General features: G+C 63.6%; 10 protein-coding genes and 1 CRISPR repeat array. Of the genes, 5 read left to right on the plus strand and 5 right to left on the minus strand.

All coding sequences use genetic code 11. From position 1 onward, the window contains the following. The first annotated feature begins 21 nt into the window (after positions 1 to 21). Positions 22 to 425: direct repeats of the CRISPR family, unit length 37 nt; unit sequence GTTGCAGAGGGGACGATCCGGGAGAGGATACTGAAAG. Between the two features lie 409 nt (positions 426 to 834). After that, a complete protein-coding gene (locus tag N688_RS09070) occupies positions 835 to 3,534 on the plus strand; it encodes a protein kinase domain-containing protein (protein WP_052888980.1) in 2,700 nt (899 codons plus the stop codon). Positions 3,535 to 3,710: 176 nt separating this feature from the next. On the opposite strand, the gene N688_RS09075 is transcribed toward N688_RS09070, so the two are convergent. From N688_RS09075 to N688_RS09100, 5 genes are all read right to left on the minus strand, one after another. Then, complete coding sequence (locus N688_RS09075) at positions 3,711 to 4,247, minus strand: hypothetical protein (protein ID WP_052888981.1); 537 nt, start codon at positions 4,245 to 4,247, stop codon at positions 3,711 to 3,713. A gap of 183 nt (positions 4,248 to 4,430) precedes the next feature. Then, a complete protein-coding gene (locus N688_RS23965) occupies positions 4,431 to 4,766 on the minus strand; it encodes a helix-turn-helix domain-containing protein (RefSeq protein WP_081838668.1) in 336 nt (111 codons plus the stop codon). 251 nt (positions 4,767 to 5,017) lie between these two features. Further along, positions 5,018 to 5,308 carry a helix-turn-helix domain-containing protein gene (locus N688_RS09085; RefSeq protein WP_052888983.1) on the minus strand — a complete coding sequence of 97 codons (291 nt, stop codon included), beginning with the start codon at positions 5,306 to 5,308 and terminating at the stop codon, positions 5,018 to 5,020. A gap of 465 nt (positions 5,309 to 5,773) precedes the next feature. After that, positions 5,774 to 6,007 carry a helix-turn-helix domain-containing protein gene (locus tag N688_RS09095; protein ID WP_052888985.1) on the minus strand — a complete coding sequence of 78 codons (234 nt, stop codon included), beginning with the start codon at positions 6,005 to 6,007 and terminating at the stop codon, positions 5,774 to 5,776. Positions 6,008 to 6,053: 46 nt separating this feature from the next. Then, positions 6,054 to 6,287 (minus strand): helix-turn-helix domain-containing protein, encoded by a 234-nt coding sequence (locus N688_RS09100; protein ID WP_069804137.1) that lies wholly within the window; start codon positions 6,285 to 6,287, stop codon positions 6,054 to 6,056. A gap of 145 nt (positions 6,288 to 6,432) precedes the next feature. On the opposite strand from N688_RS09100, the gene N688_RS09105 reads away from it, so the two are divergent. The 4 genes from N688_RS09105 to N688_RS09120 all read left to right on the plus strand — a co-directional run bounded on the left by N688_RS09105 (position 6,433) and on the right by N688_RS09120 (position 13,915). Then, entirely contained in the window at positions 6,433 to 7,170 is a 738-nt protein-coding gene (locus tag N688_RS09105; RefSeq protein WP_052888987.1) for a hypothetical protein, read from the plus strand. Between the two features lie 589 nt (positions 7,171 to 7,759). Further along, the gene (locus tag N688_RS09110; protein WP_052888988.1) at positions 7,760 to 8,365 is read left to right on the plus strand and encodes a hypothetical protein; all 606 of its coding nucleotides are present in this window, start codon (positions 7,760 to 7,762) and stop codon (positions 8,363 to 8,365) included. 240 nt (positions 8,366 to 8,605) lie between these two features. Continuing rightward, positions 8,606 to 11,236 (plus strand): baseplate J/gp47 family protein, encoded by a 2,631-nt coding sequence (locus tag N688_RS22745; RefSeq protein ID WP_052888989.1) that lies wholly within the window; start codon positions 8,606 to 8,608, stop codon positions 11,234 to 11,236. A gap of 156 nt (positions 11,237 to 11,392) precedes the next feature. Continuing rightward, on the plus strand, positions 11,393 to 13,915 hold the full coding sequence (locus tag N688_RS09120) for a serine/threonine-protein kinase (protein WP_052888990.1): 2,523 nt from the start codon (positions 11,393 to 11,395) through the stop codon (positions 13,913 to 13,915). The last annotated feature ends 21 nt before the right edge of the window (positions 13,916 to 13,936 follow it).

The following is a 13,936-nucleotide window of genomic DNA, read 5'->3' on the forward strand; positions in this document are numbered from 1 at the left end:
GACCTCTTTCTGCCGCCCGCGGTTGCAGAGGGGACGATCCGGGAGAGGATACTGAAAGGCCGATAGCTCTTCGTCATCGAGGAGGTTTTCAAAAGTTGCAGAGGGGACGATCCGGGAGAGGATACTGAAAGGCTTGCCGGATCTTGATCATCAAGCGGCTCAATCAGGTTGCAGAGGGGACGATCCGGGAGAGGATACTGAAAGTTGCCTCCAATGAGTTGTCTGTCATGACAATTGGCTGTTGCAGAGGGGACGATCCGGGAGAGGATACTGAAAGGCGCTTCTCCAAGCAACGGCAATCTCACTGTGCCGTCGTTGCAGAGGGGACGATCCGGGAGAGGATACTGAAAGACGTAGACGTTATAGCTGGTGGCATTGGGCACCCGGAGTTGCAGGGGGGACGATCCGAAGGAGGATACTGAAACGCGATACGTGGTATACTACAAGATAGTGAGAAGTGAGAGGCAATACTGATTTGACTGGCACACACGCGGATCGTTGTCCGCTCCTGACCGCCTGGCCGCTCCCGTGGCCATAACCAGGACTGGGCCAGACGACGCTACGCTGCCCTGTCCTGCCCTGGCCAATAGCCCAGGCTCCCGGCTGCTCCATCCTACACGCTCGCGCAACTGAAACGACAGCTGAGCAGCTCAGCCAGCAGCCACCAGGAGAGGAGACGATGACGAACCAGGCTCTGCCCCTCTCGTTCGCCGGCTAACTGCCTCGGGCAGCGCCAGCCAGCCGCGTCTGTCCGCCTGTCTCTCTGTCTCTCTATCTATCTCTGTCTATCTATCTGGCTGTGCTCGTATGCGAGGCCGGGGAGGGCTTTCGTCTATGACACGCGATCAGGGGCCTGGCGAGGATGGGCGGCAACAGGAGGGAACAGGCAGCCGCATCGGCAATTATCGCTTGCTGCGCCGCCTCGGACGCGGCGGCTTCAGTACCGTCTATCTGGCTCGCCATCTGATTCTGCAGTCGCGCCCCCCCGTGGCCCTCAAGCGCTTGCTGACACCCCTCGATTCTCCACGCGCGCGCTCCCTCTTTATCGATGAGGCCCGCTTGCTGGAGCAACTGCGCCATCCCCATATTCTTCCGCTCATCGATGCCGGCATCGATGACGAGGGCTTCCCCTATCTGGTGACGCTCTACGCCGCCGGCGGCTCCCTGCGCGCTCGCTTGCAACGCGCCAACGGGCGCCCTCTGCCCCTGGAGGAGGCCCTGGCCATCGTCGCTCAGGTCGGCTCGGCCCTCCACTACGCCCACGAGCGCGGCGTGATCCATCGCGATCTGAAGCCGGAAAATGTGCTCTTTACCGACCACGGCGAGGCCCTGCTGGCCGATTTCGGTATCGCCTTCTTGCTCGGCTCGCGCAGCCTGGAACAGGCCAGCGTGAGCGGCACCCCCGCCTATATGGCGCCCGAGCAGTTCCGCGGCCAGGTCTCCCGCCAGAGCGATCAGTACGCCCTGGCCTGCCTGACCTATGAGCTGACGACCGGCCACCGCGTCTTTGAGGATCACGATGCTCTGGTGCTGATGTATCGCCATACGCAGGAGGAGCCACGCCCTCCGCGGGCCTATAATCCGCATCTGCCCGCTCCGATCGAGGCGGCGATTCTGCGCGGCCTGGCTAAGGAGCGCTCCGAGCGCTATCCCAATGTGCTGAGCTTTGTGCGGGCCTTGCATGCTTTCCGCCCCTTCGGCGGCCCCGGCCCGGATCTCGGAGTAACCGCGCCGATGGCCGGCGTTGACGATGAAGAGGGGAACGATCCCGCCGCGGGCCTGGGGGACGATCCCGGCGGCAATGGCTCGCTGTGGGATGCGGCTGAGGATGCGACGGGAACGGTCTGGCGCGAGGGCACTCGCCGGGCGTTGCTGTGGCCGGCGGCCAGGCAGGAGGAGCCTCCCCCAGAGGCGGAGATGACTGGTAGTGGGGAGCTGGCGACGCGCTCGCTGACTCCCGATTGGGCCTGGGCCGCCCCGGCTGCTGCTGGCCCCGGCTCGGACGAGTGGGAGGCCGAGCCGCGCTGGACTCCTCCAGACCCGGGCTACGGGGCGACGTTGCTTCCCCCGGCTCCAGAACCCGGCCAGCTTGAACGGCAGACCGGTTCTCCGCTTGTCTCGTCGCCCGCTCCGGCTGACGGCCCCGCTATTATTGCCCTGCCTCGCCGCTCGCGCTCGTCGCCGCCAACCCGGACGGCACTACCCTCGCGCCAGGCGTCCGCTGCGCCTGCACAGCGCAACCGTCCGTCACGCAGTCCCTCGATCTCGCCCGCAGGCCCGAGTACGGGGAGCGCTCCGGCGGCACTGGCGGCCTCCGCACCGGCAGCCTCCGCACCCGTTCGCGCTGCTGCGGGATCGGCTACCTGGCTGCCGTGGCTCGCGGCCCGGGCCTTCTCGCGCCTGGGCCTGACAGCGCTGGCCCTGCTGCTGGTGGCAGTCCTGGCGCTGACGCTGCTGCCGCTCGGCCTGGGCCTGCTGCATCCCTCGGCCACCGTGACGCTGGTACCGGCCACCCATACGCTGCAACGCACCTATACGCTGAGCGCCCGCGTCGGCGCCCAGGCCGATCCCGCTCGCCTGGTCGTCCCCGCTCGCCTGCTCTCGACACCGCCCCAGTCTCAGTCTCGTACGACGACCGCCTCCGGCCACGCCTCTACACCTGCAACGCAGGCACATGGGACGCTGACATTTTATAATGGTGAGGCTGTTTCTCAAACAGTGGGTAAAGGAACGATTATAACAGGTTCTGATGGGGTAAGAGTAGTAACAGATGCTGAGGCTAATATCCCTCCTGCGAAAGCTCCTGTCTATGGGCAGGTGGATGTTCCTGCTCATGCTATAGACGGCGGAGCACGTGGCAATATCCCTGCTTTAGATATTAATCAGGCTTGTTGTAGTAATAACGATACTATCTTTGTGAGGAATCTTGCAGGCTTCACCGGGGGGCAAGATCCGCAGAGCTACACCTTTGTCCAGCAGAGCGATATCGATAACGCTGCGGCGGCCCTCAAGCCGGCCCTGATCGGCAGCGCCCGCACCGCCTTCGCCAGCCTCAAGGACAGCGCTGAGGAGAGCGTCGGCGATCCCCAATGCACCAGCCAGGTCAACAGCGACCACCGCGCCGGCGAGCGCGCCAGTAGCGTCACTGTGACCGTGACCGCCTCCTGCAGCGGCCTCGTCTACGACCGCAACAGTGTCATCACCCTCGTCACCGCCCTGCTCAACGCCGACATCGCCCGCAGCTACGGCAGCGGCTACCATCCGACGCAGCCCATCCAGACACAGATCAGCGCCGCCCGCTCCGGCGGTCAGAGCGCCGTCCTCACCGTCCAGGCGCGCGGCACCTGGCGCTATCAGTTCAGCCCGAGCCAGCTCGACGCCCTCAAAGCGCTCATCGCGGGCCGCGATCCCGAGCAGGCTCGCGCCCTCCTGCGCCGCCAGCCGGGCATCGCCGACGTCACCCTCAGCCTGGCCTTCGGACAAAAGACCCTGCCCGGCGATCCCGCGCGCATCACCATCAGAGCTACCCCCTGAGCAGCCGCCTCGTCTGTCCGTACGCTCTCCCGGCTCAACCTGGGCGGCCTCAGCCTCACCGTGCCACCAAACAGACAAACGGCGCCAGGCATGCCTTGCCTCATGGCAGGCATACCGACGCCGCTCTCGAGCATGCTCTTCCGCGCGCGCCGGCCCACTCCCGGCACCGCTCTCCTCTAGAGACGGTTCAAGGCGATCTGCGCCAGGCTCTGCTCAAGATCAAGCTGGCGATGTCCCGGGCTGAGCGCCTCGACCACCAGCACCGTGTTATCCTTGAGCACCGTCAGCAGTGTCTCCTGCCCGAAAGACGAACTGCGCTGCGTCTGAAAAGCCGCGTCGCCCAGGCTGACCGTCGCTGTCTGCCGGCTCAGGTCGAGGGCCGCGCTCTTGGCCTGATTGTAGAGCTGCTGGGCGCTGGCCGCATCGGCGGTAATCGAAAGGGCCAACGAGGCCCGCGCCACGTGGCTGTCCGAGGACGAGGTATAGAGGCACTCGCTCACCGTGGCGTTCTTGGGCTTGCTCACCACCTCCTGCGGCTGCGAACGCACCGCGGCCCCCAACACCTGCCGCGCCTCGTCTGTCGTGATCAGCGAGCAGGCCGTTGTCGTGGTCGCCACTTGCTTGCTGCTGCCACAGGCAACCAGCAGGAAGAGGCAGAGAGCACCAGCCATCAGTAGCAGGGCCGCTGTGTGGGGGAAACGTCTTCCACGCATCGAATCACACACTCCTTTTTCTTTCTGACACTGCAATCTGCAATCCACAATCGACAATCCGCCATCGCCAGAACCAGAATCAGAAAGCCAGCCAGCCGGACGGCGCGCCACCTGGCCTCACCGCCGGCTACTGTTCATCACGCTCCACCAGCACCCCCTTTACTGCCCCTACCCAAAAGTCCGTTAGGGTACGGCGCATCCCCCTTCGGTCTGCTCGCTCTGTTTTGTAACTGAGTGTGATGATCGGTGATCCTGCTGCCTTTTCCTCTGTGGCTTCACATAAGCCCTGCTTTCCTGCCGTTGCGCTGATTCATCTTCGTCTACGGTCTCTATCAAATCCTCGACACGAACATTGAGCGCCTCAGCAAGCTTTGCCAGTGTAGTGGTCGTAACCTCGACATAGGGATCGTGAAATATACGGCGGATGGTGTTATAGGCTACCTCGGACTTAATATGAAGCCTGGTCATCGAGAAGCCCTTTGCTTTTGCTACTTCTTTAACCCGCAGCCGGACTTTCATGGCATGAGAATAACCTATTTAAGGACTTGACAGTAGAGTGCTTAGGATGGTACTATTCTGAAAGCGACATCAAAATGGCGACTTTGAAACGGCAAATATAGGTACAAAGGAAAGGAGGAGAAGCCGCAGTAGGGAGCCGAAGAGAGGCAAGTGGAAGAAGGAAAAGGGCCTGCCGCCGGCCTCGTCCTCCGCGGGGGAGGGAAACGAGGGAGTGAGAGGCGGTCAGGCCCTCCGGAGTAAGGGAGGAACAGTTAGGACGATGGGAAAGAGAATCTGCTCCGTGGCTGATAGCGGCGAGGGGGGCGGGCGCGCTTAGGAGGCGTCCCGGGGGGTGTCTCCTCATCGGGCAGGAACTCGATCAGGGTATGGGCCTGCACCCCCAGTGCCATCGCGATCTTGACGAGCGTACGCAAATTCACCTGTGCATACGGATCGCGGAAGATCCGGCGCACGGTGCGATCGTTGAGGTTGGCGGCCTTGCAGAGGGCGGAAGGAGTAAAGCCCTTCGCCTCGGCAATTTCCTTGATGCGCAGCCTGAACACGATCAGCTCCTTCCTGATCAACGCGGGCGAGCCTTGGCTTCGGGATGGCGCCGATAAGGACACGTACGCGGGCGACCAACGTGGATGCACCTTTTGCTCGGGCGTACCATCGACACGTCGAGCTGTGCCATTTTAAGAATATCGTCGGCAGGCTTAAAGAGGATTTTCAGAATCAAAAAGCGGACCTTTCTCCCTTCGATCATCCGCGCACCTCGACTGGCTCCTTTCAAAGGACAACACTCAAACCAGACTGCCGTCAACGGTGTAAGGCAGCGCTGACAGCGGCAAGAGGCGCTCAGAGCGCCAGCGCCCTGCGTCGGGTCTCCCGGTCTCAAACGCAGAGGGCATGCTTGTACGGCTCTGGCGCATTCTGGGAGAGCCAACTCTCCTATCTTTAAAGACGATGATACAAGAGAAAATTGAAGCACGGACTGGGTGATTTTCCCAGACTTTTGACCTGGCCGGCTAAGACTTGGGGAGGTCCGCCTCGTCAGGCACGTCTTCGATCAGCTCGGGGGTGGGAACGCCCAGCGCCCGCGCGATTTTGGCGAGCGTAGAGATATTCACATCTTTGTAAGGATTACGAAAGATGCCTTTAATCGTGCGAAAGTTGACATCGGCTGCCCGGGACAGCGAAGACATATTAAAGCCGCGGGCTTCGGCAACCTCTTTCACTTTGAGCCGCACCAATGGCCACATAAACAACCCTTTCAACTGGCTTCTTATCGTTCAAAGGAGCCTTGCGCTACGTCTGGGGCGGCGCCGGCGGCTGATCCTCGTCGGGTACATCTTCGATCAGCTCATGGGAAGGGACCTCGAGAGCCTTCGCCAGCTTCTCGATCGTCTTGATCGAGACCTCGCGGAAGGGATCGCGCCAGATCTGCTGGATCGTCTTGTAGTTCACGTCTGAGATGCGGGAGAGTCGCGACATGCTTACGCCCTTAGCCTGAGCGACCTCCTTAACGCGCAGACGAATCATATGCTTGACCTGCCTTACCAGACCCGTAGTAGGTAAGGCGATTGTATCAGAGTACCAGGGTTGACAGAACTGCGACCGTAATGGTAGATTCTAATACACCACCATTCTAAGGGTGGTAAACAAACACAGGAGAGAGGAGACTTGCATGAGTGGAAGTGAGATTGCGCGCCTGCGCCGTCAGCTAGAGGCCGAGTATCTGGCCGGGCGCTGGGCCTTATACGGTCTGGCGTGTGGCTGGGCCAAGCACGAGTATATTCAGCGTCGCCTGCGCAACATGGAAGAATACCAGAGCAAGCTGGCCCGGCTGGTTGGGCAGGAGCGAGCGGCGGCCATCGTCTGCGAAGTCATCGACGAGGTCCGTGACCAGGAACGAGCGACGCGGCCAGTCGTTCCTGTTGTGGGGGGCGAGGAGGGTGGAGAGGCGCAGGCGCGGGTGGAGGTGGAGGTCGAGGTCGAGGCAGAAGTGGAGGCGCCTGCGGCGGGGACGCTGGTAGGAGGCGTCAATGGCAAAGGGGCGCTGCCGGTCTCCGCCTGGCGCTCTCAGGGCGAGGGCAAAGCTGAGGCCCAGGCTGAGGAAGACGAGGACGAAGAAGAGCCTGAGCGCCCCATCGAAAAGATCCTCTGGCTGCTGGCCTATCGTCACGGCGAAGAAGAGGCCGACCTGCTCTATCTCTTCTATGCCATCAGCGACGAGGAGGCCAAAATCATCGCCGACCTCAAGATGGAGCAGGCTGGGCGCCGCTGCCGTCTCCTCTCGCTGCGCAAGCTGCCGAGCGGTTTTGGCGTGCCCTATGGGCGCTATCGTGGCCGCATCCACGTGCGTTCCGACGGCAGCATCGTCGAAGGCGACTATCTCACCATGCGGACCATTGCCCGCGAGTGAGCGCATTCGGGTTAGGGGGACCGAACCAACGCCAGATACCTCTCTCTTCTAACTACCGAGTGGTCCGCTTGCCTTTGTCTGTCTCTTTCGAGCGCCGGTCTGCCGGGGGAGAGCGCTGTCCGCCAGCGTGCCCCGGCAGACCTTCTTATAGCCATAGGATCTACGGTAGCTGCAGGCGGCAAAAAGCGGGCAACCAATCAAAAGACCTGACTGAGAGCTGCCTGCTTGTTTCCTGTGGCCTGGGCTGACCTGGGCCAGCTCCTCGGCTGCTGTCCGCCAGTTCATTTTCTACCTCTCCTGCCAGATCCCGAACCCAGCCATTGCCGTAGGCGCCCCGGATGGGGTATATATACCTCTAAACGAGCATCGTGCCAGGAGCATTCTCACCCCGAGCGCAGCACCTGAGTGAGAAGCGGGGAGGGGGACGTTCCCCGAGCAAGCGCACGACCCTTGTCTTGGTGCCGCCGCCGTCGCCGAATTGTCGTCGCCGAAGCCAGCCTGGAAGAGCAGGGACCAGATTACCCAAACAAAGCAGCCAACGAGCGAGTCGAGTGTTGTCCAACAGACGAGACGACAGGAGAGAGCGACAGTGAGCGAACGAGAGCGACAGGCAGGCACCTTTGTCCAGGGACTCCTCATCGAGAAGCAATGCGACTACGACTCCTTCTATCACCTCACCTTTCTATTGCGCAACAGCATCCTGCTGCCGGTCTTCAGCAGCGCCTCCCGAATGGGCGGATCACAAGGGAAGCCGGGGGTGCAGCTCCAGGTAGGGAGGAACTACCACCTGCTCCTCCTCATCCGACCGCGGCAGCTCAAGTATCGCCGCCCGGAGGAGAGCGCAGGAGCGGGAGCGAGCAAGCCGGGTCTGGCGGCCCTGGCCCTGCGGCAAATTGCGCGCGACGCCCGGGGAGTCTCGGGTGAGCGTATCATCCTGCAGCATCATCCCGTGGCCGGGCGCATCATTGACCCTGACTGGGAATGGGAGAGGCACCGCTACATTCTGATCGAGACCGCCATTGGCAGAGCGGTCCTCAACCGCAAAGCGACGGAGGATGATCTCAAAGGGCGAGGAGGCGAGCTAACCGTGGGGGGATTCTTAGAATGGGAGCTATGGCGCAGCGAGCTGCTGGCTCTCCTCGACCACCCGGGGACCTGGCCAGGCCAGGGAACAGAGAGACGAGCGGGCGGGTAGAGCGGGCAGGCGGCAGGCAGAGCCAGCTCCCTCCCTCCTTTCCTTTCCTTCCTCCTGACAGAGAGACAAGCGAACCTGGAGCAGAGCGTGCCGTCCTGGCCCGTGCCGCCGGAAACCAGAAAGCGGACGTCTGTTTCCCAAAATGGGGGCGTCGGCGATTGCGCGCACCGCGAAGGTAGTGTACAATGTATCAGGTTCAGGCGAAAAGGCCATTTCTTGGGACATGCGAGGGTAAGGCTGATGAGACAGGCAGATGGCTCAGAGCTGCTCGGTGCAGGCGACCCGCGTGCAGAAGAGATCGGCGTTATCTACGTTGCGCCTACGGACGAGCGAAAAGATGTACTGACAGCGATTCTGACCCAGGAGAAGCTTGGACGCAAGCAGATTGCCATTGTCCTGCCGGAGCAGAATCGCGCCTTCCAGCGCCGCGTTGATTTTGAAGTGCTCAAGATGCGGCGCAACCCGCAAGCGCGCCTCATCTTCATCGCCCCACCGCGTTCGGAGCCAGCGGAGTACGCGCGCCAGCGGCGCTTTCCGGTCTACTCATCTCTCGACAACTACGTGCGCTCACTGCAAGACATGTGGGAAGAGGGCAAGGCGGAAGAAGGTCAAGGGCCTGCCTGGTCACAGCGGCTGCGCCGCCTCCTGCGGCTCCGCGAGCGCGAGAGCGCAGGGGGGGGAGGGGGAGAGGGAGAGCGAGCAGCCACGGGGGCCGAGCAGCAAGCGAGCGATGTTCGTCCTGAACCGTCACGACCGGCCTTTCGTGGGACCTCACTGGGTGGCGCGGCAGCGGCAGGAGCTGCCGGAGCCGCTGCGGGCCTGAGCTGGAGCGCCCTGCAGCGCGAGCAGGAGCGGAAGGCCGGAACCGCAGGCGGAATGGCAGAACCCGCGGAAGAACCTGCGGAGGAGCAGGGTCCTGACAGAGTGGGAGCAGGAGCGGGACCCTTCCAGGAAGAGGAAGAAGACGAAGAGCTGCCGCCGGTTGAGAGAGCGCGCTTCTCGCCGGCACCGGCAGCGGCTACCCCTGCAGGGACGGGCACGGGAGCAAGACAGGAGCCGGCCCCTGCGACGCCGTCCGAGGAAGAGAGTTCCTCACCGATCTCACCGGCGGCGGCAGGAGCAGCGGGCCTGGCCGCGGGAGCGGCGGCAGTGGCTGCTGAAGAAGGCCGCCAGAAGCAGGGGCCAGACGAGGCCAGGGCCAGCGCCGCACCACCACGCACTCCAGCCGCCAACGCGGGACCGGGCATTATCCAATTCCCCCACTCGCGCCGCATTACGGCCAAGCTGCCCACAGCCAGCAACGCCTATGCGCCCGATGCAGAAGCGGCGCGGCGCGGTAGCTCACCGCAGTCCGGGCGAGGAGCCGCCGCCGCAGCAGGCGCCGGGGCCCTGGCCGGGGCCGCCGCTGGTATGGCCCTGGCAGGGAGCAGCAGCGGAGCAGGAGGAGGAGGAGGAACCGCCAGCGGCCCCGCCGGAGGAGCAGCAGCGATGTCGGCCAGCGGAGTGTCGACCGTACCACCGCCGTGGACACCGCCACGTCAACAGCGGAGGAGGCAGCGGCGACGGGGAGTGCTCTGGCTGGCACTGGTGGCGATTCTCCTGTTGCTATTGTTGATCGGCTGCGGCGCGCTGGCGGCAGTGAATCCGAAGCTGCTGGGACCGGTGGCGGCCATGATGCCCTTTGGGACGCCAGGGGCAACGGTGACGATCACACCGGCCAGCGTCGACCTGAAGAACCAGTACCTGATCACCGGGGTAACGGGAACACCCGACCCGGCCCAGCGTCAGATTCAGGCGCGCGTCCTGACGGCGGCCCCGGCGGCGCAGACGAAGACGGTTCAGGCGACGGGCCACGGCCAGACACCCGGCGTGCAGGCCAGGGGAACGATTACGTTCACTCATAGCGGAGGCACATGGGAAAGCGTGCTGAGTGGGACAACCTTTACACTACAGAACGGGCTCAAAATCGTCACCGATGCCCGCGTTGACCTGCCACCCCAACCCAGCCCATCTCAGCCTGTTTCGAGATCGGCCCCGGCCCATGTTGTCCAACCGGGAAGCGTCGGTAACCTGCCCGCTGGGGCTATTAGCAACCAACTCTGCTGCGGCGCTACTGACATCTATGCCACCAGCAGTGCCTTCACCGGTGGGCAGGACCCGCAGAGCTACACCTTTGTCCAGCAGAGCGACATTGACAGCGCCGCCAACCCGCTCAAAGCCAGCCTGGCACAGCAGGCGCAGCAACAATTTCAGCGCCAGCTTCGCGCGGGCGAGCAGCTCATCAGCCAGCCCACCTGCAGCACCAACGTCAAAAGCGACCACCAGGCCGGCGACCACGTCACCAGCGCCACCGTCACTGTCTCGGCCAGCTGCAGCGGCGAAGCCTTCGACAAACAGGCTGCCCTCCGTCTGGGGGCCAACCTGCTCAGCCAGGAGGCCAGCAAGAGTCTGGGTGCTGGCTATGCGCCCGTTGGCCAGGTCATGACCAACATCAGCGGGGCGACCCCGATCAGCAGTGGAGCCAGTAAGGGCAGCATCTCCATCACGGTCACCGCCGAAGGCCGCTGGGCCTACCAGTTCGACAGCGCAGACAAAGAGAGCCTGGCGCGCCTCATCGCCGGCAAAACCAGAAGTGAAGCCCTGCAGCTCCTGCAGCGGCAGAACGGCATCAAAGAGGCTGACATCGCCATCGCCCACGGCAGCGATCGCCTGCCCAGCGATGCCAACCAGATCAGCATCACCATCAACAGTGTGAGCGGGCTGACGCCGGCCCCCAGTGCCAGCATCGGGCCGGGGCCGACCAGCTCGCCCACAGCGGCACCGACCGCGCCCAGCCCAGGCAACAACACCCCAACCTCTGGCAAAGGCTAATCGAAGCGGCGCCAGGCGGCTCCTGTAGCCTGCTACAGTGCCAGCACTGGGCCATCATCGTAGGAACAGTTGGCAGTAGAAAGGCATACTATTCTCAATCCAATTGCCTAAGAGCAAGAAACGTGGCAGCGAGACGAACCGGGGAGGGTCTCGTCTATGGATCAAAGCAAGGAGCCGAGGAAGCCAGAGGAGCGCCACGAGCCTGGTCCACCGGTCCTCGGCGATTATGAACTGATTCGCAAACTGGGACGCGGCGGCTTCAGCACAGTCTACCTGGCACGGCATCGCCTGCTCAGCCGCTGGTCCACGGTAGCCCTCAAACGCCTCCAGACCCCACTTGACACAGCCGAAGCCCGAGAGCAATTCCGGGCCGAAGTTCGCCTCCTGGAGCGGCTCAGCCATTCCCACATTCTCCCACTGCTCGACGCCGGCATTGACCAGCAAGACTGCCCCTACCTGGTAACCCCCTATGCCGAAGGCGGCTCGCTGCGCCAGCACCTGCGCTCGGCGGCTGGGCACCCGCTCCCGCTGAGTGAGAGCCTGCAGATCCTGGCTCAGATCGGGGCCGCCCTGCAGTACGCCCATGAGCGCGGCATCATCCACCGCGACCTCAAGCCTGAGAACATCCTCTTCGCCATTGACGGCACGGCCCTGCTGGCCGACTTTGGCCTTGCCCTGCAGCTCGGCTCGCGCAGCCTGGAGGCAGCCAGCATCAGCGGCACCCCGGCCTACATGGCCCCCGAGCAATTCAGAGGCCAGGTCGGACGCGAGAGCGACCAGTACGCCCTGGCCTGCATCGCCTACGAACTCTGCACCGGTCGCCGCCTCTTCGAACACCATGACCCGGTAACCCTGATGTACTGGCACACCCAGCGTGAGCCGCAGCCGCCGCGCCACTTCAATCCAGCACTACCGCCGGCACTGGAGGCCGCCATCCTGCGCGGGCTGGCCAAAGAGCGTCAGGAGCGCTACCCCTCGGTGAACGACTTTATAACGGCCCTGCTGAGCGGCGCACCGGCAGGCCCAGCACCGGCCAGGCCCCGCGTCTCGCCCTGGAAAGGCGCCATCTGGGGCGAGGACGAGAACAGGGAGGCAGCGCAGGCCAGCGAAGACCAGCAGCCAGAGCCGCTGGCGCAGTTCCCAACCAGCCGGCTGGCTGCCCACGAGGAAGAGGTAGAGGTAGAGGCAGAGGAGCTGGCGACACCGCCCCCACCGACATCCGGCTCAGAGCAGCAGCGCTCATGGCAGCGCTTTCCCCACCTGCGCCGTTCACAGATTCAGCGCCGGCAGCAGAGAGAGAGGCAGGAAAGCCGCGCCGGACCTGAACCCACAGGCGTGCCCCTGCGGGAGAGAGCCAGCCTGGCTGCCCTTACTCCCCCGCCCCTCATGCTCCCAAGAAGCCCCAACGCGGTAGAGCAAGTGGCCACCAGACACCTGCCGCCGCCAGAGCAGCCGCCAGGCAAAAGAGGCGGGCGCCGTCCTGCAGCTCGCTGGAGCAGACTGCTGCTGTCCACCGTAGCGCTGCTAGTGCTCCTTCTGGCGAGCGGGCTGGTCATGGCCTACAGCGATCCGGCGGCCCTCGGCCCCCTGGGAACGATCCTGCCCATTGGGGCCCCGCTGGCGACGGTGCACATCAGGCCGACCAGCGTGCTGCTGACGCGCCAGTACCTGATCACAGGCGTGACAGGGAGGCCCGACCCGGCCCAGCGCCAGATTCAGGCGCGCCGCCTGAGCGTGACGGTCAGCTCACCGGCGAAGACGGTGCCGGCCACCGGCCACGGCGTGATAGCCGGCACGCAAGCACATGGGACGATTACTTTCTACAACGGCACAGGTCTCGCTCAGACTGTCCCCAAGGGGACCATTCTAGCAGTGAGGGAAGGAATCAGCATCGTCACCGATGACACAGCCTCAATGCCTCCTAGCCCTGATCTAGACCACCGGGCTACCAGCACCGTCCCTGCTCATGTTCTACAGCCAGGCAGTATTGGGAATCTACCTGCTGGGGCATTGAACCAATACTGCTGCAATGAGGCGCTAGCAATCCAGGCTATCAATGGCCCTTTCACCGGTGGGCAAGACCCACAGCCCTACACCTATGTCCAGCAGAGCGACCTCGACAACGTCGTCAACCCGCTCAAAGCCGGCCTCCTGCAGCAAGCCCAGCAACAATTTCAGCAGCAAGTTCACAGCGGCGAGCGCGTCGTCGGTCCCGACTGCAGCACCAGCACCAGGAGCAATCACCACGTTGGCGACCATGCCACCAGCGTCACCGTCAGCCTGGCGGTCACCTGCAGCGGCGCAGCCTACACGCCGCAGGCCGCGCTTGACCTGGCCACAGCCCTCCTACGCCAGGAAGCCGCCCGTGATCCCGGACCGGCCTACGCCCTCGCTGGCCAGATCAGCAGCAGCATCATCGACACCAGCCTCAGCGATCCCCAGAGCGGGCGCCTCATCATCACCGTGAAAGCCCAGGGGCGCTGGACGTATCGATTCACAGAAGGAACACAACAGCGCCTGGTCCAACTCATCGTCGGCAAAAGCCGCAGCCAGGCTCTGCAACTCCTGCAGCGGCAGCCCGGCGTCAACCAGGCGAATATCAGCATCGTTCGCAGCGACGGCGACCGGCTTCCCAGCAACCCGGTCTTTATCGCCATCATCATCGAAAACAGCACCTAGCGACCCAAGAGGTACCATCAG

Source organism: Thermogemmatispora carboxidivorans, from assembly GCF_000702505.1.
GTDB lineage: Bacteria > Chloroflexota > Ktedonobacteria > Ktedonobacterales > Ktedonobacteraceae > Thermogemmatispora > Thermogemmatispora carboxidivorans.